17 protein-coding genes are annotated in these 19253 nt (G+C 63.0%); 16 read left to right on the top strand and 1 reads right to left on the bottom strand.

Annotation, left to right across the window (positions count from 1 at the left end; translation table 11 throughout):
• Positions 1 to 3: 3 nt before the first annotated feature.
• Positions 4 to 1221: an NAD(P)/FAD-dependent oxidoreductase gene (locus tag IE101_RS16515; protein ID WP_189634948.1), complete on the bottom strand. Its 1218-nt coding sequence runs from the start codon at positions 1219 to 1221 to the stop codon at positions 4 to 6.
• Between the two features lie 84 nt (positions 1222 to 1305).
• Between IE101_RS16515 and IE101_RS16510 the strand changes: the two genes are divergently transcribed.
• The 16 genes from IE101_RS16510 (at position 1306) to IE101_RS16435 (ending at position 19178) form a co-directional block, all read left to right on the top strand.
• Complete coding sequence (locus tag IE101_RS16510) at positions 1306 to 2115, top strand: shikimate dehydrogenase family protein (protein ID WP_189634947.1); 810 nt, start codon at positions 1306 to 1308, stop codon at positions 2113 to 2115.
• A complete protein-coding gene (locus IE101_RS16505; protein WP_189634946.1) occupies positions 2108 to 2899 on the top strand; it encodes an SDR family NAD(P)-dependent oxidoreductase in 792 nt (263 codons plus the stop codon). Before IE101_RS16510 ends, IE101_RS16505 begins: the two co-directional genes overlap by 8 nt.
• 3 nt (positions 2900 to 2902) lie before the next feature.
• On the top strand, positions 2903 to 3250 hold the full coding sequence (locus IE101_RS16500; RefSeq protein WP_189634945.1) for a RidA family protein: 348 nt from the start codon (positions 2903 to 2905) through the stop codon (positions 3248 to 3250).
• Between the two features lie 33 nt (positions 3251 to 3283).
• Positions 3284 to 4015: a FadR/GntR family transcriptional regulator gene (locus IE101_RS16495; protein ID WP_189634944.1), complete on the top strand. Its 732-nt coding sequence runs from the start codon at positions 3284 to 3286 to the stop codon at positions 4013 to 4015.
• Between the two features lie 163 nt (positions 4016 to 4178).
• Positions 4179 to 4892: an SDR family oxidoreductase gene (locus IE101_RS16490; RefSeq protein WP_189634943.1), complete on the top strand. Its 714-nt coding sequence runs from the start codon at positions 4179 to 4181 to the stop codon at positions 4890 to 4892.
• Positions 4893 to 4899: 7 nt separating this feature from the next.
• Entirely contained in the window at positions 4900 to 5649 is a 750-nt protein-coding gene (locus IE101_RS16485; RefSeq protein ID WP_189634942.1) for an SDR family NAD(P)-dependent oxidoreductase, read from the top strand.
• 93 nt (positions 5650 to 5742) lie between these two features.
• Positions 5743 to 6774 carry an amino acid ABC transporter substrate-binding protein gene (locus IE101_RS16480; RefSeq protein ID WP_189634941.1) on the top strand — a complete coding sequence of 344 codons (1032 nt, stop codon included), beginning with the start codon at positions 5743 to 5745 and terminating at the stop codon, positions 6772 to 6774.
• Between the two features lie 134 nt (positions 6775 to 6908).
• The gene (locus IE101_RS16475; protein WP_229804258.1) at positions 6909 to 8024 is read left to right on the top strand and encodes an ABC transporter permease subunit; all 1116 of its coding nucleotides are present in this window, start codon (positions 6909 to 6911) and stop codon (positions 8022 to 8024) included.
• A complete protein-coding gene (locus tag IE101_RS16470; protein ID WP_189634939.1) occupies positions 8021 to 9106 on the top strand; it encodes an amino acid ABC transporter permease in 1086 nt (361 codons plus the stop codon). The genes IE101_RS16475 and IE101_RS16470 overlap by 4 nt, the downstream gene beginning before the upstream one ends.
• A gap of 4 nt (positions 9107 to 9110) precedes the next feature.
• A complete protein-coding gene (locus IE101_RS16465) occupies positions 9111 to 9857 on the top strand; it encodes an amino acid ABC transporter ATP-binding protein (RefSeq protein WP_189634938.1) in 747 nt (248 codons plus the stop codon).
• Positions 9858 to 10234: 377 nt separating this feature from the next.
• Entirely contained in the window at positions 10235 to 11095 is an 861-nt protein-coding gene (locus IE101_RS16460; protein ID WP_189634937.1) for a uroporphyrinogen decarboxylase family protein, read from the top strand.
• Positions 11096 to 11102: 7 nt separating this feature from the next.
• Positions 11103 to 13868: an AMP-binding protein gene (locus IE101_RS16455; protein ID WP_189634936.1), complete on the top strand. Its 2766-nt coding sequence runs from the start codon at positions 11103 to 11105 to the stop codon at positions 13866 to 13868.
• Positions 13869 to 14206: 338 nt separating this feature from the next.
• Positions 14207 to 14719 (top strand): hypothetical protein, encoded by a 513-nt coding sequence (locus IE101_RS16450; RefSeq protein ID WP_189634935.1) that lies wholly within the window; start codon positions 14207 to 14209, stop codon positions 14717 to 14719.
• Positions 14720 to 14914: 195 nt separating this feature from the next.
• Entirely contained in the window at positions 14915 to 15631 is a 717-nt protein-coding gene (locus IE101_RS16445) for an ABC transporter ATP-binding protein (RefSeq protein ID WP_189634934.1), read from the top strand.
• Positions 15631 to 17991 (top strand): ABC transporter permease, encoded by a 2361-nt coding sequence (locus tag IE101_RS16440; RefSeq protein ID WP_189634961.1) that lies wholly within the window; start codon positions 15631 to 15633, stop codon positions 17989 to 17991. Before IE101_RS16445 ends, IE101_RS16440 begins: the two co-directional genes overlap by 1 nt.
• A 2-nt stretch (positions 17992 to 17993) precedes the next feature.
• Positions 17994 to 19178 (top strand): efflux RND transporter periplasmic adaptor subunit, encoded by a 1185-nt coding sequence (locus IE101_RS16435; protein ID WP_189634933.1) that lies wholly within the window; start codon positions 17994 to 17996, stop codon positions 19176 to 19178.
• Positions 19179 to 19253 lie beyond the last annotated feature (75 nt).

Raw genomic sequence — 19253 nt, 5'->3', positions numbered from 1 at the left:
GGATCAGATCACGGCATCTTCCATGAAGGGGCGGTTTGCTGGGATGCGTTCATAGCACATCGGCGAAAGGTCCAGGGTGCGGAACCCGCCATGGACGATCAGCTCCATCACGCCGCGGCCCGTGGCGGGCGACTGCTGAAGCCCGTGCCCCGAGAACCCGTTGGCGAACATGAAATTCGTCACCTCGGGGTGAAAACCCACGATGCCGTTATGATCGAGCATGTTCATCTCGTAATGCCCGGTCCAGGCCTGCTGCACCTTCAGCGCGTCGAAAGAGGGGATGCGGTGGTAGAGCGCGGGCCAGATCGCATCCTCGAACTCTTCGTGGCGGGGCGCGAAATCGTCGTAATCGGCGGGGCCGTCATCCCCGGGGGTATTGCCGGTCAGGAACAGCGGACCCTCGGGGCGCACGAAAGTGCCGGACAGATCAATGACATTGGGCATGCGCCCCGGAATGGGTGTCGCGCTGGAAAAGACGAAGCTGTAGCGTTTGAACGGCGCGACGGGGATCGACAGACCCGCCATGGCTGCGACCTGCTGCGCGCGGGGACCCGCGGCGTTGACCAGCGTGCCGCAGGATATCACCTCGCCCGTGGCAAGCTGCACCGTCGTCACCCGCCCCGATTCCACACCCAGCCCCGTCACCGCATTGTCGACGTATTCGGCCCCCAAAGCCCGCGCGCCCCGGCGGAACCCCATGAGAAGCCCCATGGAATCAAACCACCCCTCCGCCTGCGCGCCCCAGCTGCCGCCGCCCAGATCCTCGACATTCAGCCAGGGGAATTGCGCCTGCAGGGCCTCGGGTTCCAGAAACACCGTATGGGCGCCCAGACTGCGCTGCATCTCGACCCGCGCCTTTGCGGACGCGGCTCCTTCGGGCGAACAGCAATAGAGATAGCCATACTCCTTGAATCCCAGATCCGGCGCGGGTTCGCCCGGAAAATACGGGGCCATGCGGTCCTGAAAACTGCGAATGATTTCAACGCCGAACTGGCTGATCTGCACATTGATCGGGTTCGAATACTGCTGCCGGATCGCCGAGGTCGACAGCGCGGTCGAGGAAAACGCGTAGCTCGAATCCCGCTCTACCACCAGAACCGACAGTTTCCCGCGCATTTCCTCGCCCAACCAGTAGGCCACGGACGAACCGACAGCGGCGCCGCCGACGATGACCACGTCATAGCTGCGATGTTTCGGGGGGACATAACGGGGGATCGGCATGGCGCGGCTCATTTTCAGTTGTCATTTGTATGATGACTGATAACAAGAGAAGCGCAAGCCCCGAATCCATGCAAAGGACAAAAGATGCGAGGAACAGGAAAGGCCGATGTTTTCGCCATGCTGGCGCACCCGGTTGGACATGCGAAAAGTCCCGGTGCCTTCAACGCACTGTTTGAGGACCGCGGCCTGGACAGCCTGATGGTGCCGATGACCTGCACCCCGGACCGGCTTGAGGATCTCTGGGCAGGTCTGGATGCGATGCAGAACCTGCGCGGCATCATCGTTTCGATCCCCTACAAGGGCAAACTGCTGGAGAAGGCGGTGAAGGCCCATCCGCGCGCCGCCCGTGTTGGTGCCGCCAATGTGCTGCGCCGCCTGCCCGAAGGCGGATGGGAGGCTGACAATTTCGACGGCTATGGCTTTGTCATGGCGATGAAGACCAAGGGCCACGTGATGCAGGGCAAGCGCGCGCTGCTGGTCGGGGCAGGGGGTGGTGGATCGTCGATTGCCCATTGCCTCGCGGAAGAGGGGGTGGCCGAGCTGACCATTGCCGATGTCGATGCCGACCGGGCCGAGGCGCTGGCCGCCGCAGTGCGCCGTGAATTCCCGGCCTGCAGCGTCGTGACCGGCCCGGCTGATCCGGCGGGGATGGATATCGCGGTAAACGCCACGCCCATCGGGATGAAACCCGCCGATCCGCTGCCCATGGCCATCGAAAACGCGCGGCCCGGCATGGTGATCTTCGACATCATCATGGAGCCGAGCGAGACGCGTCTGCTGCAAGAGGCCCGCGCCCGTGGCTGCCATGCAGAAGCCGGGCGCCCGATGATGGATTGCCAGATGCAGGCCTGGGTCGATTTCTTCGATGTGGACAGGAAGAACCGCGATGTCTGAACCGATTTCGCTTGTGATCGGGGGCACCTCGGGTATTGGCCGCGCCGTGGCGCTGCGCTTTGCCACCGAGGGGCACCGGGTGCTGATCGCCGGGCGCAATGCCGCACGGGGCGCTACGGTCGCGCAGGATTGCCTCGCCGCCGGGGCCAGCGACGCGGCCTTCCTGCCGGTCGATGTCGCGGATGCCGCCGCGATGGAGGCGCTTGGCGCGGCGGTGCAGAACGGCTTTGGCACCCCCGAAATCGTGGTCAATTGTGCGGGCATCCTGCAAAGCGGCAAGCGCGTGCTGGATCAGCCGCTGGATGAAGATGAACAACTGTGGCGCATCAACTATCGCGGCACGCTCTTGGGCTGTCAGGTCTTTGGCCGTCTGATGGCGGCGGCGGGGCGCGGGGCAATCCTGAATGTCGGATCACTGGCTTCATTCGCGCCGCTGTCGCTTCCGGCCTATACGCCGGGCAAACAGGCGGTGAAGGCTCTGACCGAGATTTTGGCAAACGAGCTGGGTCCCAAGGGGGTGCGCGTCAATGCAGTTGCGCCGGGCTTTACGCTGTCCGACGGCTTGAAGGCCAAGATTGCCGCCGGGGAACGGAACCCCGAGGCGATCCTTGAGACCACCGCGCTGAAGAAATTCGTGCAGCCCGAGGATATTGCCGAGGCGGTGATGTTCCTCTGTTCCGACCGCGCCGCCAGCATCACCGGCGTGACCCTGCCTGTCGATGCCGGATGGCTCGTGCAGGCTCCCTACGCGCATTACCAGCGCGGCAACCCGATCCGGAGCTGATCCATGGCCGAGATTCAAAGATTCGATTTCGATACCCGCATCCATCATGGCGTCGTCCATAACGGCACCGTCTATCTGACCGGGCAGGTCGGCACCCCCGGCACCAGCGCCGAGGCCCAGATGCAAGAGGTTCTGGACAAGATCGACCGCCTGCTCGCCAAAGCGGGCAGCAAGCGCGAGAACATCCTGCATGTGCAGATGTGGCTGGACGATATCCGCGACTTTGACGCCGTGAACCGCGTCTGGGATGCCTGGATCACGCCTGAACATGCGCCTGCGCGATCAAGCGGGGAAGGCCGAATGGCCAAGCCGGGGATGCTGGTAGAGTTGATCGTGACCGCCGCGCTCTGATAGGGCTTGGCGCAGCTAAACCGCAGGGTGCCGATGAAACGGAAATCTCTTTCGACCGTCGTATTTGAAGGTCTGCTCGATCAGATCCGGACCGGCAAGCTTGGCCCCGGCGCGCAACTGCCCACCGAAGCTGAGCTTTGCCTCAGCTTCGAAGTCAGCCGCACCGTCGTGCGTGAGGCGATTGCCCGGCTGCGATCCGAGGGGCTGGTCGTGCCGCGGCAGGGCAAGGGGGTCTTTGTTTCCGAGGCGCCGCTGGGAAGTTTTTCCATTCCTGATCAGGACCTTGCGGCGCTGCCCCAGACCATCGCTCTGCTGGAGCTGCGCCTTGCGGTTGAGGTGGAGGCGGCGGGCCTTTGCGCCGAGCGCTGCGCTGACGCAGAGGCCCGCGCCATTCGCGCCGAGATGGAGCGGGTGGATTCCGCCCATCCCGACCCCGCCGCGACGCGCGTGCATTATGACCATGATTTCCATCTGCTGATTGCCCGCGGCACGCATAACGCGCAGATCATCGATTTTCTCACCTATCTCAGCCAGCAGATCGCCCCGCGTCTTCAACTGGGCTACGTGCTGAGCGCGGCGCTGAAGGACGAATATTTCGATCGTATTCATGCTGAACACCGGGCGATCGTCGATGCGATCGAACGCCGCCAGCCCGATGCCGCCCGCGCGGCCATGCGAAGCCACTTGCTGAACAGCCTGGAACGACTGCGCGCCCTGGCCCATGCGACTGGGCGCAAGGACCGTCTGGAGCCCAAACCGACCTGACAGCACAGATCCGCCCCCATGCAAGGCCCGACCGCATTCGCCTGCGGCCGGGCCTTTCATTTTGCGCGTCGAATGGAAAGGCTGGCTTTCCTTTTCGCGGTTTTTCTTCCTTTTGCAAAAGGCCCCGTGGCGACATCCTGCCCAAACCAGAGTTGGAGGTTCCATGCAACGCGCAATGGTCACGGGGGCGACAAGCGGTATCGGCCGCGCCATCGCCATCACCCTGCGTCAGGCGGGCTATGCCGTCCTCGCCACCGGGCGCAATCAGGCGGCGCTCGCCGATCTTGCCGCTGAGGCGCCGGGGATCGAGACCCTGTGCTTGGACCTGTCGGACCGCGCCGCGCTCAAGGCCGCGCTGACGGGGGTGAAGGTCGATATCCTGATCAACAATGCGGGTGTGATGCCCAAACCCGGCCCCTTCGACACGATGGGCTTTGACGATATCGACCAGACGGTCGAGGTCAATCTGCAGGCGGTGCTGTCGCTGACACGGCTGGTCCTGCCGCAGATGCGCGCCGCGAAATCGGGTCATCTGGTCTTTACCGGGTCTTCCGCCGCCCATGCGCCGGGTGCGAATTTTGCAGTCTATGCCGCGACCAAGGCCGCGATCTCTGCCTTTGCCGCCAGCCTGCGGGCCGAAGTTGCGGTCGATGGCATCCGCGTGACCGAACTGGTGCCGGGGCGCGTGCAGACCGCGCTTTATGAAAGCGTGCTGAGCGCCGAGACCCGGCAATCCATGTATGCGGGCGGCGATTCCTTGATGCCCTCGGACATTGCCGACGCGGTGCTGGCGCTGCTGCGTCTGCCTGCGCGGGCCGATGTCACGCGGCTCGACATCATGCCGACGCGGCCCGTTCCCCCTATCTCGCTCAAATGAGGCAGACATGAAAGACTTGAATCTTGTGGTTGTCGGGGGTGCTGCCGGATTGGGCGCGCTGCTCGTGGATATGGCGGTGGCCGAGGGCGCCGTGGGAATCGGCATCATCGACATTGATGGCGCGGCCGCCGAAGCCGCGCTAGCCAGCGCCAAGGCCAAGGGCCTGCGCTGCGTCGCCGTGGCCTGCGACATCCGCACCGCAGCGGCCTCGCATGCCGCCTTCCGTCAGGTGGCCGAGGTCCTCGGCCGGGTCGATACCCTCATCAACAGCGCCGCAATCTACCCCCGTCGTCCCACGCTGGGCGTGACGGATGAGGAATGGGATCTGTCGAACGCGGTCAACATCAAGGGCACCTATCACATGATGGTCGCCGCGATCGAACAGATGAAGACGCAAGAGCCGGTGGCCCATGTGCGCGGCCGCATCGTCAACATCACCTCGGTCGACGCCTTCAAGGCGCATCCGAAGAACATCCATTACGCCGCAACCAAGGCCGCCGTGGTCAGCCTGACGAAATCAGTTGCCGATTACGTCGCCCCTGACGGGATTTTGGTGAACTCGGTCGCGCCAGCGGGCATGGCGACCGAGAAGGCGCGCGCCTCGGGCTTCCTCGACGAACTGGCCAAGGCAAGCCCGCTTGGGCGCGGCGCGTTACCCACCGAAATCGCCGAATGGGTGCTGATGGCGGGCGGGCCGAAGAATACCTACATGACCGGTGAAAACGTCATTGTTTCAGGCGGTTACATCTACGCCTGAGTCCCCGGCCCAGGTCAAAGGCGCCGCAGGTCACGCAGGCGATTGCGGCGTCATGCACAAAGTCCTGCTTCCATCACAAAACAGGGAATCTCCATGAAAACGACACTGAAACTGACCCTTGCTGCTGGTGCGATGGCGCTGTCGGCCGGTGTGGCGCAAGCCGGAACGGGCGACACGCTGAAATCGGTGCAGGCCCGTGGCCAGCTGAACTGCCCGGGCGATATCGGTTCCTACCTCGGCTTTGCCGAGGTCGATGACAAGGGCGTCTGGAAGGGCATCGATATCGAACTGTGCCGCGCCATGACCACCGCCATTTTCGGCGATCCCGCCAAGGCGAATATCGTGCCGATCGACTGGGCGCAGCGCTGGCCCGCCCTGCAATCGGGTGACATCGACATCGTGATCAAGGCTTCGGGCGGCACGCGCAGCCGCGATACCGAACTGGGTCTGCAATTCTCGATGTCCTATTACCTTGGCACGACCAAGGTGATGGCGCACAAGGAGCTGAACCTGACCTCGCTGAAGGACGCCGAAGGCGGTTCGATCTGCGTTCCCGCCTCGACCTCGACCGAACGTCAGGTGGCCTCCTATCTGCAGGCCAAGGGCATCAAGATGGAAATCGTCGCCATCGAGAAGAACGAAGAGGTCGAGGCCGCCTATTTCTCGGGTCGTTGCGATACCTACGCCCAGTGGGGGCCGGTGCTGGCGATTGCCGCCTCGCAATCCGAAGCGCCCGACAGCCACGTTTTGCTGCCCGACGTGCTGGCGCTGGAGCCTGAAGTCATGATCATGCGTCAGGGCGACGACAACTGGGTCGATATTGCCAACTGGACGCTGTCGGCGCTGCTCTTTGCTGAGCAGGAGGGCATCACCTCGGCAAATATCGATGAGGTGAAAGCCAATCCGCCGACCGCCGAGATCGGGAAGTTCCTGGGCGCGACGCCGGGCATGGGCACAGGTTTGGGTCTGCAGGATGACTGGGCCTATAATGTGATCAAGAAGGTCGGCAACTACTCCGAGATCTTCGAGCGCAGCCTTGGTCAGGAATCGCCCTACAAGATGCCGCGCGAAATGACCGCGCTGTGGAACGCGGGCGGCGTGCTGTTCCCGCTGGTGGTTGACTGATCCTTCGGTCCCGGGCCGTGCCGGTTCATCCGGCACGGCGCTTTGCTCAACATATAGCGGAGGACAGGCCAATGACGGGACCGTCTTTCTTGCGCAGCAGGGCGTTTCGCAGGGTAACGCTTCAGGCCGGCTTCGTGGCCGGCCTGTTGCTTCTTGTCCTTGCCGCGACGCTGACCGCGCGGACCAATCTGGCGACACAGGGGTTGACCTCGGGGTTTGATTTCCTGTGGAAAAGTACCGGCTGGGAAATGAACTTCTCGCTGCTTCCCACAACCACGGCAGACCCCTACTGGTGGTATCTGCTGATGGGGCTGATGAACACGCTGTTCATGGGCACCCTCGGGCTTGCCGGGGCTTCGGTGCTGGGCCTGGTGGTCGGGCTGATGCGGTCTGGCCGCAATCCGGCGGCGCGGCTTCTGGGCACGATCTACATCGAAATTTTCCGCAACCTGCCGCTGATCCTGCAGTTGTTCTTCTGGTATGCGATGGCCAATGCGCTGCCTGCGCCACGCGCCTCGATTGCCTTTGGCGGCGCGCTGATCAATGCGCGCGGGCTCTATCTACCGGGCCTGATGGTCGGGCCGGGGACGGTGGCGCTGGCGGTGCTGTCGGGTCTGGTCGGGCTTGGGCTGGCGATCTGGGTGCTGACCGCGCGCCGTTTCAACCGAGTGGAACCCAGAGGCCAACGCCGAGTCGCGCTGCTGGCGGTTCTGGCAGGGCTGATCGGTGCCGGTGTCTTTGTGGTGCTGGGCCATGATCCGGCCGACGCCTGGGTCACGCTGCCCGCTTTGCAGGGCCTGAAGATCGACGGTGGCTTCCGCATCCAGCCCGAATTCTATGCCCTTGCCATCGCGATCACCACCTATGGCGCGGCCTATGTCGGCGAGATCGTGCGCGGCGGCTTCAAATCCGTGGGGCGCGGGCAGATGGAGGCGGCGGCAGCCCTTGGCCTGTCGTCCTGGCACATCTTTACCCGCGTGCGGCTGCCGCTGGCGTTCAGGGCCATGCTGCCCATTCTGATCAACCAATATGTCTGGCTGATCAAGGCGACGACGCTGGGTATTGCCGTGGGCTTTTCCGACTTCTTCATGGTCATCGCCTCATCCATCAACCACTCGGGCCAGACCTTTGAATTCATTGGTATCCTCATGGCCGGGTTCCTTCTCATCAACTTCTCGCTTGCCGCTGTGCTGAACCGCCTGAACCGGGCAATCGCGCTGAAGGGCCATCAGACCACGGGGTCCGCATGACCGCATCATCCCTTCCCGGCGGGCAGTCCGCCCGCCTGCGGCGCCTGCGCCGCGACTATTTCGGATCGCCGCTGGCGGTTCTGATGACCCTGCTCAGCGCCGCAGTCATCGCATGGATCGGCTGGTTTCTGCTGGATTGGGGCGTGATCCGCGCAACCTTCGGCGCCGATGGCACGCAAGAGACCTGCGTGGCCCACGGTGGCGCCTGCTGGTCGGTGATCGCGGTGCGCTGGCGTGTCATTCTGTTTGGCATCTACCCCTACGAAGAACAGTGGCGCTCGGCGCTGGCCTGCGTGGTGGTCGGTGTGGTGATCCTGCTGTCCTGCCTGCCGCGCATGTGGAGCTTTGGCCGCCTGGCGCTGGTCTGGGTGCTGGGCACGGTGATCTTCTACACTCTGATGCGCGGGGGCGTGCTTGGCCTTGTGCCGGTGAATGAACAGCAATGGGGCGGCCTGCCGCTGACGCTGTTCATCTTCGTCGCCACCGGGATCATCGGGATGCCGCTGGCCATCGGGCTCGCGCTGCTGAGACGGTCGGAATATCCGGTCATCGCGCGGGTGACGGGCTGGATCATCGATACCATCCGGTCACTGCCGTTGCTGTCGATCCTGTTCACCTGCGCGATCGTGCTGCCCTTCATGCTGCCGGGCTTCCTGATCGGGGAAAAGCTTTATCGCGTTCTCTTTGGCGCGGCGCTGTTCTTCGCCGCCTATCAGGCCGAGATCATCCGCGGCGGGTTTCAGGGTATTCCCAAGGGGCAGGAAGAGGCCGCGAAGGCCCTGGGCCTGACCTATTGGCATCGCACCTTCCGCATCGTGCTGCCGCAGGCGTTTCGCCTAGCGCTGCCCGCAACCATCAACCAGTTCGTCATTGCCTTCATGGAAACGTCGCTGATCGTCGTCGTCGGCTTCATGGAGCTTCTGGCGGCGGGCAACACGGCCTTCAAGACCGGCGAATGGAAATTCGCCTATGCCGAGGTCTATGTCTTCATCGCTGCCATCTACTTTGCCTTCGTCTTCGGCCTCTCGCGCTATGGCGCCTATCTCGAGGCCCGGATGAATGTCGGCCATCGCAAGGACTAATGTCATGGATTTGACCGCACCTGCCATCGAAATCACCGACCTGAACAAGTACTACGGCACCTTCCACGCCCTGCGCAGTATCAACCTGACCGTCTCGAAGGGCGAAAAGGTCGTGGTCTGCGGCCCGTCCGGGTCGGGCAAGTCCACCATGATCCGCTGCATCAACCAGCTCGAGGAACATGACAGCGGCGCGATCCGCGTCTTTGGCACCCAGCTGGACGACAACCTCGGCTCCATCGACGAAATCCGCCGCGAGGTGGGCATGGTGTTCCAGCAGTTCAATCTGTTTCCGCATATGACCGTGCTGGAAAACTGCACTCTGGCGCCGATGCTGGTGCGCAAGATCTCGCGCGCAGAGGCAGAGGCCACGGCCATGCGCTATCTGGAAAAGGTCCGCATCCCCGATCAGGCGCAGAAATTCCCCGGCCAACTGTCGGGCGGGCAACAGCAGCGTGTGGCGATTGCGCGGGCGCTGTGCATGCAGCCGGAAATCCTGCTCTTTGACGAACCGACCAGTGCACTTGACCCCGAGATGATTGCCGAGGTGCTGGATGTGATGGTGACGCTGGCCCAGGAAGGCATGACCATGGTCTGCGTCACGCATGAGATGGGCTTTGCCCGAAAAGTGGCAGACCGCGTGATTTTCATGGACAAGGGCGAGATCATCGAGGAAGCCCCGCCCGAAGAATTCTTCGGCCAACCCAAAAGTGATCGCACCCGGCTGTTCCTGTCTCAGGTCTTGGGCCACTGATCCTTGCCGATATCTTGAAAACAGCGCCCCGATGACATCGGGGCCCACAATATCCGCAAGATTCTAGGCCACCTCAGACCTTGGTTTGCCCGGGTTATCGCCTTGCTATCGACCGCCGAAGCCGAGCTGAATCACTTCTATCTGATTGTAAATGCAGCGTGAAATCTTTGTTCAGGATGAACTATCGTAAGTTCAGCTTGCTTCGGACCGGCCCTTGTCGGTACGCATGTCCCGACCTGAGGCACAGTGGCCGACATGGACCGAGGCACGGAGGGATCATCTCGTCTATGACGGCTGCGGGGGTTGTGTCTTCCTTATCCGGAGGTCTGAGAGCTCCGGTTGCCCTCTGGCGCCATCACCCGGTCGCGGACCAGAGCGTGGATGGCTTGGTAGATGCCACCCTGGCCTTCCAGCAGCGATTTCCTGCGGACATCGTAAAGATCACCCCGGCGTCGAGTTTTCAATTGCGCGACCTCGGCCAGACGGATGCCTGGACCGGCGACAGGCTGGGTCGGCGTGATTTCGGTCCCGCTCTCGTCTCTGCCCCCGAGGATTGGATGAAGGTGATTGAATGCTCTCCGTCAGAGAGCCATTTGTCACTCCACTTCCAGGCTGCCCGACGATTGCGCTCCCAGATCCCCAGAGAGACGCCATTGGTACAGACGATCTTCGATCCGATGTTCCAGGCCTGCACTTTGGCCCGCGGCGTTTGGGAGGATCATATCCATACCGTGCCGCATTTGGTCAGGGCGGCGCTTGATGTCTTGACCGACCGCACCGTGCGAATGATTGAAACTTTTCGGGACATCGGGGTGGATGGTGTCTTTTTGGCCGTCCAACACGGCACGAGACCCGAATATGGCGCCCTCGGGCTGGGGCGAGCGCTGGCGTGCGTTCGGGCAGCTGGTCCCGATGCAGTGAACCTGGTCCATCTGCACGGTGCAGGGCACCCGGAGTGGTTTGCTACAAGCTTTGCCGGGTCGATCCTTCATACATCGTTTGAGGACAACCCGGCCGTCCTGGACGAAGCGGCGCGACATCCGGACCTTTGGCTCGCAGGAGGGCTGGCGCCCAGCTTGCTGGCACAAAGCACCGCGGCCGAGGTGTTCGCGGCCACCAAGGCCATTCGTTCGTGCATGGCGAACAGGCGGTTCTTGCTGGGGGCCGGTTGCGTCATTTGGCCGGAAACACCTGCAGCAAACATCGACGCCTTTCTGGGAGCTGCGCGAGAAGGATAGTCGAACCATGGCTTGGGATATCGCACCCCTCGGCCCTGCCGATCTGGATAGGCCGGTCGCGGATCGCTTTCTAAGGGTTGCCGATCTCTTCGGGGCGCGTGTCGCGATCGTGGATTCCGAGGGTGCGATCGATTATCGCACGTTTGCCCTGAAGGCCCGCGCCATCGCCTCGCTTATCGCGGCGGCTTCGGGCGAGGGAGAGCCAGTTGCGCTTTTCCTGCCTGCCACGCGGACAATGCCATGCGCGATGATGGGTGCGCTGTTGGCGGGCCGTCCTTATGTTCCGCTTGATCCAAGCTTCCCGGCGGAACACCTTCTTCGCATTCTTTCCCATAGTGGCGCACAGGTGATGATCTGCGAGCCCGAACACGCCCGCGCGGTGCTGGGGGACATGCCCGAAGGGCTTCGGCTGATCAGCCCACACATGCCCACGGCACCGGTCGATCTGGCCCCGATCCGTCCCGACAACCCGGCTTATGTCCTTTATACCTCCGGTTCCACAGGCACGCCAAAGGGAGTGTGGCAAGACCAGACGGGCCTGCTTCACGATGTCATGCAATTCACGCAAGCTGTCAGACTGACGCCTGCGGACCGCTTGAGTCTGCTTTATTCTCCTGCCGTGAATGGTGCCATCCGCGACATCTTCGGAGCGCTGCTGAACGGGGCGACCCTCTGTATGTCCGACTTGCGGCGTGAGGGCCTGTCGCATGTTCTCGAGGATCTGGATCGACGGAAGGTCACCGTTCTTCACGCCATGCCGCCTGTCCTTCGCGCGTTGATGAGTTCGCAGAAGCGGAACATCTGCCCTGAGGCGCGCGTTCTTTACACCGCGGGCGACCGCCTCTTGACACGCGACCTCAGCGATCTGCGGGCAAGGCTGCCCGAGGGCTGTTCCGTCTACACCGGCATAGGATCGACCGAGTGCGCGACACTCTACCGGGAATGGACAATTCCGGATGGGTGGGCTGCTGACGGCGTGACCGTGCCGGTCGGTCATGCCATTCTCGACCGCGAGATGCGCCTCGTGGACGCTGGCGGGCAGGAGGTTGCCGCCGGCGAGGTGGGATTCATTGAGATTTCAAGTCCGTATATTGCGCGGGGGTACTGGAACGATCCCGCGCTCACCAAAGCATCATTCCGCCCTGTTTCGGGACGACCGGGTTGGCGCTGCTTCCGTCCCGGCGATCTTGGGCGGGTGCGCAATGACGGATTGCTGGAATTCGTGGGGCGTGCAGATCGCCAGATCAAGATCCGGGGCTACCGGCTCGATCCGGTGGAGATCGAGGCTGCCTTACGGGAACTGGGCGGCGTCAGGGATGCGGTCGTCCTCGCAGAGGAGATTTGCGGTCGCGTGCGGGTCTATGCCTTTGTCGAAACCGCATCGACGCACTTGTCCGAAGATCAAATGCGCCGCGAGCTTGGTCGGCAGGTGCCCGCGCACCTCGTTCCGGACAGGATCGTCCTCCTGTCCGCGATGCCGCGCCTCGCGAATTTCAAATGCGACGTGGGAGCGCTGCGGCGCATGATCCCGGTCACCCCCGACGTCCAGACCGATCCTGACCTGCCCTCGGGGTATCTGGCGATCTGGTCGAAAGCGTTGAAACGCCCCGTTGCCGCCGGCGACCGTCTCGAGGGTCTTGGGGCGGATTCGCTTGCTCTGATGGAGATCGAGCTCGAGGTTGCCGAGCGGTTTGGGCGTTCTTTCGGCGGACTGTTTACGCCCGAAATCACGCCGGGTGCACTCTGGATGTCAGCGGCAGAGGTCCAGCGCCCGACGGACGAAGCCTCAAGAGCCAGCGATACAATTCGCCGGTTGTCCATCCTGATGGCCCGCTCGACCGGGGCGGCGGTTGACGCCGAAGGGACGATGCGCGGGTTCAATCTTGACGGTGATCGCACCCCGCTTGTGTGGTGTTTCAACAACCATAACGAAGCGGAGGCCCTTGCAGGCGCCCTCGGGGCGGATCAGCCCTTGCTTGCGTTCCGATCCCTAAATGGCATCGTGTCACCTGACGCCCCGGATCCCTGGCGCGAGCGTCTAGTCGCAGGGAACGCAATGCGGGCCCTTGACGCGGTGGGGTCCTTGGCTTCTGTCGTCGTCGGCGGCAACTGCCAGGCGGCGCCAATTGCCTTGAATCTGGCAAACAACCTTTGGACTGCGGGGGTGCATGTCGCGTCGCTGATCTTCATGGAGCGCGCGCTCCCCATCCCCTATGCTGGCAGACATCTGGTGCTTTTCGGGGCCGCGAGTGCGAGGCATAACCCACGGTTTCTATTCGCCCAGCCACAGACCGCCTGGCCAAGATATGTACCCCGAAGCCGCCGCGCCGATATTCCGGGGGCACATGGGCAGTTCTTTCAGCCAAGATATGTGGCCGCATTGGCCCAAACGCTGCGCGAAGAAATCGATCTCGCGCGTCACGATCCCAGCGGACCTCTCGGCCCCGCCGGGCGTCGCGTATCCCTCTCGGCCGAAACCAGCTTTCAGGGTGATGGGCGCGGTCAGCTGAAGGTCCGTATCACCAATGCCGGACCGATGATTTGGGCGGAAGGGGCCATCAGCGGAATTGCCCTGACCGTCCATAGCCTTGCGCCGTCCGAGCAAGGGCGTCCGCACCGAAAACCTGACCTGACCGTCCCGCTGCCTTTTGCCCTTCTACCGGGCGAGACGCGTGAGATTTCCATTTCCTTTCTCCATGGCCTCCGCACTGTGACACGGCTTCATCTCGGACTCTGCGAAGAAGGTTATCATTGGTTCACCGAGGTGACATGACCTCATCTGGCCGCCACCACAGAACGTGCCAACTTGATGTTGTTTCAGTGCAGGTGCGATTTACCTTTCTCTTGGCTATGCTTGATGTAGCTTGGAGATTTCCGTCAGGGGCGATTTTATGGATGTGCTGATCACTGCGGCGGATCTCAAGGTCTTCCGCCCGATCCTCTTGCGCGCTGCTTGCGGCCGCGCCGGGGCCACGCGCGGTATGTTCGTAACGGAAGTGGTGCTGTAGTTCCTCGTCCTAGTGCTGTAGAGCCTGCACAGGCTTAGCCTTGAGGCGAGCAAGCGGCGGGTTCAGCTGGATGCGGTCCTGTAGGCTTGGCTTCGCCGGCCCAGTGTCCGACGCCGCCACGCTCTGGGATTTCCGGGAGGCGCTGGCCAAGGCCGATGCATCTGAAGATCTGTTTCGCTGGCACGATCGGGCGAATAACGTGGCGGGTTTTCTGGCGCGCGGTAGGCAGATCGTGGGCCGGACGCTGGTGGCCAGCCGACGCCAGAAGGACCAAGCCGTCCTTGCCGCGAAGCGGCGTGTGAACCGCGTATTGGTGGCGGAAATCGAGACCGGCCGAGAGCAGGGGGCAGTCGCAATGCTGCATATCCCGGCCAATGTTATGGGTATCAGTCTGGACAATCTCGCAGCACAAGGTCTGGCCAAGGCGACCTTTCATCACATGCCAAACACTCTTGCCATCGCCACAGCCCTTCAACTCGTCGTGCCCCCATACCGCGACCACCATGGAGCCACGGCCGATCTGCATGTTGCTTGCGATTACCTGTCCGAGATCGTGGGCAGCTGCATCACCCTTTGGTCCGTCGCTGTTTCGCGGACGAAATCGACCTCGCTTTAAACGCCGGGGCGATCCGTTGGATTTCCAGTCCGGGGACGATCGATTTGGGCACTCCCACTGGCAAACAACGAGAGAAGCCTCTATCCGAGCCTCGGTGCTTCCGAAGGCCGCCAGATACCTTGATCCACGTCATGGGTCGTCAGTTGGATTATGGCTTATGCTCATGCAATCGTAGACGATGAAGGGGGGTGGCGAATGAGCGACAGGCCGGAAATCGTGTTTCGTGCAAGGGGTCTGACCCGGACCTACCGTTCTGCTGCCGGAGATGTGCAGGCGCTGCGCGGGGTCGATTTTACGGCGGCGCAGGGCGATTTCATCGTCATCCTTGGTCCTTCGGGGTCTGGCAAATCGACCTTTCTCAACATCGTCGGTGGTCTGGACGCGGCCAGTTCGGGCGATCTTTGGTTCAAGGACCACCATTTGACGGCTCTGGATGAGCGGGGCCTGACGCTTTACCGGCGTGACCATGTGGGATTTGTCTTTCAGTTCTATAATCTTGTGCCCAGCCTAACCGCGCGTGAGAATGTGGCTCTGGTCACCGAGATCGCCCGCAATCCGATGACACCTGAAGCGGCGCTTGCGATCGTAGGGCTGACCGACCGGGCCGACCATTTCCCTGCGCAAATGTCTGGGGGCGAACAGCAACGGGTGGCCATCGCCCGCGCCATCGCCAAGAACCCAGAAGTCCTGTTATGTGACGAGCCGACCGGCGCTTTGGACTCTGCCACCGGGGTGCGCGTTCTGGAGGCGCTGGTCGAGGTGAACCGCCGCATCGGTGCGACGACGCTGGTCATCACCCACAATGCCGCGATTCAAGAGATCGCCGATCGCGTCCTGCGCTTTGCCGACGGGCGCATTGTCGCCGAGAGGGTGAACGCCTCGCGCAAAGCCCCGGCAGAGGTCTCTTGGTGATGCCTCCCCTGCGCCGCAAAGTCCTGCGCGATTTAGTCCGGCTTTGGCCGCAGGCGCTGGCCATTGCGCTGGTGCTGGCGGCAGGGGTGGCGACGATGATCTTGGGCAACGGCGCGTTTGCTTCGCTTTCCGACACTCGGACGCGCTATTACGAGAGCTATCGCTTTGCCGATGTCTTTGCCGATGTGACCCGCGCACCCTTGGCCCTGCTGGACGATGTGCGTGCCATAGACGGGGTTCTGGCGGCCGAGGCGCGGGTTGTGCAGCTGGCGTTACTTGACCTGCCGAGTCTGCAAGAGCCGGGAGCGATGCTCCTTGTCTCGCTGCCGGAAAACGGGGCGGCTGGGCTGAACCGTCTGCATCTGCGACAGGGGCGGCTGGCCGATCCGGGGTCTTCGCGCGAAGTCGTGCTGTCGGAAGGCTTTGCCACGGCTCATGGCCTGCGCCCGGGGATGACCCTGGCGCTCGTTCTCAACGGTCAACGACGCGAGTTGACGGTCGCCGGAATTGCCCTGTCGCCCGAGTTCATCTACGCTCTTGGCCCCGGCGAGATGATGCCCGACCCGCGACGCTATGGCATCGGCTGGTTGCCGCGTCAGGCGCTTGCGGCCGCCTATGAACTTGATGGGGCCTTTTCGAATCTGGTGGTAAAGCTTACCCCGAGCGCGTCGGTCGACTGGGTGATCGAACAGGTCGACCGCCTGACCGTCCCCTATGGCGGCACCGGCGCCACGGCGCGGGCAGATCAGACCTCGCATGCCTTTCTTGATGCCGAACTGAAGCAACTGGGCACGATGGTGAAGGTGCTGCCGCCGATCTTCCTTTTGGTCGCGGCGATGCTGGTCAACATGACGCTCTCGCGCCTTGTGACCCTGGAACGCGAACAAATCGGCCTGTTGAAGGCCATCGGCTATTCTTCGCGTGCGATCGCGCAGCACTATGTCGAATTTGTGCTGGCCATCGCGGTTGTCGGCATTGCCATGGGCGCAGTGGCGGGGCAGTGGATGGGGGCGGAACTGGCGCACATCTACGCGCAGTTCTTCGCGTTTCCGTTCCTCGTCTTCTCGCGCGATCTGGGCCTCTTCTTCCTCGCGGCCTTGGTGACGGCGGGTGCGGCAGTGTCCGGGGCGCTTTTGTCGGTCCGTTCGGTGCTGCTTTTGGCGCCCGCGGTTGCCATGACTCCGCCTGCACCCGCGGATTATCGGTCGCAAGGGGGTAGCTTGTGGCGGAAGCTTGGCCTGCGCCAGACATCGGTCATGACGCTGCGACACCTGTTGCACCGGCCCTGGCGCACGCTGTCGGGGGTGCTGGGAATGGCGATGTCGGTGGCAATCCTGGTGGCTTCGCTCTGGTCCTTCGCTTCGATCGACCGGATGATCGACATCAGCTTCTTCCGGGCCGAGCAGCAGGATGTGCAGATGGTTTTCGGCCAACCCGAACCGCCGCGCGCCGCCTTTGCCGCCCGCGCCATGCCCGGCGTCATGGCAGCCGAGCCGTTCCGGGCAGTGGCCGCGACGATCAGCCACCGCAATGTGTCGCGCCGGGTCACGGTTTTTGGCAGACCGGCCATGCCACAACTGTCGCGGGTGCTGGACCGCGACCTGCGCCCAATGGACATGCCCGAAGCTGGCCTGATCCTGTCGGAGGCGTTGGCGCAGGGGTTGGGTGTGCGACAAGGCGACACCGTTACCGTTGCCTTCCTCGATGGGTCGCGACGTACTGTCAATCTGCCGGTCAGCGGCCTGTCTGTTGGGTATGTTGGTCTGGGCGCCTCGATGGAGCTGGGCGCACTTCACCGCGCGACGGGCGGCGCCGAGGCGATCTCGGGCGTCAATCTTCTGATCGACGAAAATCAGGCGCCAGCCTTTTTTCACGCGGCTGCAGCAGCGCCCGAAACCGGGTTTCTGTCGGTCATGGCGCTGACGGTTGCGCAGTTCCGCGCGACATTGGCCGAAAACATCACCGTGATGATCACGGTCTTTGTCGGACTGGCCGGTGTGATCGCGGTTGGGGTGATTTATAATTTTGCCCGTATTTCCCTGTCCGAACAGGGAAGGGAAATGGCTAGCCTGAGGGTGCTCGGATTCAGCAAGGGCGAAGTTGCCGCAATCCTGTTCTTGGAATTGGCGGTGATTGTGGTGCTTGCACAGCCACTTGGCTGGCTCCTTGGTTATGCCATGGCGCGCGCCATGGTTGCGGCCTTTTCCTCTGACCTTTACCGTGTGCCCTTCATCATCGGGCCGGGCGTCCATGCCACTGCCAGCCTGGTCACCTGTGCCGCCGCGGTCCTTTCTGCCCTTGCTGTCCGGCAACGGATCAACCGCCTCGACCTGATCGAGGTTCTGAAAACACGAGAGTGACCATGCGCCGGGCGATCCTTGTCATTCTTGCCCTCGCGACCCTCGGCCTTGCCATGTGGGCGCTGATGCCGCGTGCGGTCGAGGTGGAGGTGGCCACTGTCGCCGCGCGCACCATCAACGTCACGATTGCCGGGGAAGGTAAGTCCGAAATCCGCGAGGTGTTCACCGTCTCGGCGCCAATTGCCGGCAGGATGCAGCGGATCAGCCTGCATGCAGGCGACGCGGTCATGGCCGAAGATACCGTGGCCCTGCTGGGCCCTGTTGCGCCTGCCCTGCTCGACGCACGGTCCCGCGCCGTGGCCGAGGCGGGCCTTGCCGCCGCCGCCGCCGCGGTCGAACTGGCGAAGGCACAGCTCGCCCAAGCCGAGGCGGCGCTGGCCTTCCGCATGACCGAGGCCGACCGTTCCATCGCCCTATTCGATCGCGGTGCAATCCCGCGTCACCAGCTCGATTTTGTCCTCTTGGAACGGGACACGGCCGCGGCGATGGTGGACAGCGCCCGGGCCACAGCCGCCATGCGGGAGCGCGAGCGTGACAGCGCAGCCGCGGTGCTTGATCCTTTCGGCATTGGCGGAGAGCAAACCTGTTGCGTGCCGGTGACCGCCCCGGTGTCAGGCCGGGTGTTGCAGGTGCTGACCGAAGATGACCAGATCGTCGAACCGGGCACCCCGATCCTCGTAATTGGCGATCCGGGCGATCTGGTGCTGCGGGTGGACCTTTTGTCGCGTGATGCTGTCCGAGTCCGACCAGGGGCTGCCGCGCGGATCACTGGTTGGGGCGGCCCCGACCTTGCTGCCGAGGTCGAGCAGGTCGAACCGACCGCCGTCACCCGCACATCGGCCTTGGGCATCGATGAGCAGCGGGTCGAGGTTCTGTTGCGCCTGACGGGCGACCGCAAAGATTGGCAGGCGCTTGCGCATGGCTATCGGGTCGTCGCGCAGATCTCTGTCCTGACGGTCCAGGATGCGCTGGCCATACCCATCGGGGCCTTGTTCCGAGATGGTGCGGACTGGGCAACTTTCGTGGTCCGCGGCAATCGCGCCGAGATCCAGCCCATCGTCCTGGGCGAACGCGATGATATCCATGCGCAGGTGCTTGGGGGGCTGCACCCGGGCGATCAGGTCATTCTGCATCCCAGCGATCGCGTCCTGAACGGCACGCATGTCACCGCAACGGATGATCTCTGAAAAGATCGTCGCAGGTTCGTTTTGCAATCGCAGAACCGAGCTTCTTCCCAGACCCCAAGCTGCCGATCTCTGATC

Origin of the sequence: Gemmobacter lanyuensis (assembly GCF_014652355.1) — a bacterium.
Classification (GTDB): Bacteria; Pseudomonadota; Alphaproteobacteria; order Rhodobacterales; family Rhodobacteraceae; genus Gemmobacter; species Gemmobacter lanyuensis.
Note: the sequence above shows the minus strand (reverse complement) of the source record. Positions and strands in the feature narration are given on the sequence as shown.

What these genes read in the sequence shown, in the direction of transcription:
- IE101_RS16505 (WP_189634946.1), top strand. Translation starts at nt 2,108, where the DNA reads ATGTCTGAACCGATTTCGCTTGTGATCGGGGGCACCTCGGGTATTGGC.
- IE101_RS16485 (WP_189634942.1), top strand. Translation starts at nt 4,900, where the DNA reads ATGAAAGACTTGAATCTTGTGGTTGTCGGGGGTGCTGCCGGATTGGGC.
- IE101_RS16490 (WP_189634943.1), top strand. Translation starts at nt 4,179, where the DNA reads ATGCAACGCGCAATGGTCACGGGGGCGACAAGCGGTATCGGCCGCGCC.
- IE101_RS16470 (WP_189634939.1), top strand. Translation starts at nt 8,021, where the DNA reads ATGACCGCATCATCCCTTCCCGGCGGGCAGTCCGCCCGCCTGCGGCGC.
- IE101_RS16500 (WP_189634945.1), top strand. Translation starts at nt 2,903, where the DNA reads ATGGCCGAGATTCAAAGATTCGATTTCGATACCCGCATCCATCATGGC.
- IE101_RS16495 (WP_189634944.1), top strand. Translation starts at nt 3,284, where the DNA reads ATGAAACGGAAATCTCTTTCGACCGTCGTATTTGAAGGTCTGCTCGAT.
- IE101_RS16510 (WP_189634947.1), top strand. Translation starts at nt 1,306, where the DNA reads ATGCGAGGAACAGGAAAGGCCGATGTTTTCGCCATGCTGGCGCACCCG.
- IE101_RS16435 (WP_189634933.1), top strand. Translation starts at nt 17,994, where the DNA reads ATGCGCCGGGCGATCCTTGTCATTCTTGCCCTCGCGACCCTCGGCCTT.
- IE101_RS16515 (WP_189634948.1), bottom strand. Translation starts at nt 1,221, where the DNA reads ATGCCGATCCCCCGTTATGTCCCCCCGAAACATCGCAGCTATGACGTG.
- IE101_RS16480 (WP_189634941.1), top strand. Translation starts at nt 5,743, where the DNA reads ATGAAAACGACACTGAAACTGACCCTTGCTGCTGGTGCGATGGCGCTG.
- IE101_RS16445 (WP_189634934.1), top strand. Translation starts at nt 14,915, where the DNA reads ATGAGCGACAGGCCGGAAATCGTGTTTCGTGCAAGGGGTCTGACCCGG.
- IE101_RS16440 (WP_189634961.1), top strand. Translation starts at nt 15,631, where the DNA reads ATGCCTCCCCTGCGCCGCAAAGTCCTGCGCGATTTAGTCCGGCTTTGG.
- IE101_RS16465 (WP_189634938.1), top strand. Translation starts at nt 9,111, where the DNA reads ATGGATTTGACCGCACCTGCCATCGAAATCACCGACCTGAACAAGTAC.
- IE101_RS16455 (WP_189634936.1), top strand. Translation starts at nt 11,103, where the DNA reads ATGGCTTGGGATATCGCACCCCTCGGCCCTGCCGATCTGGATAGGCCG.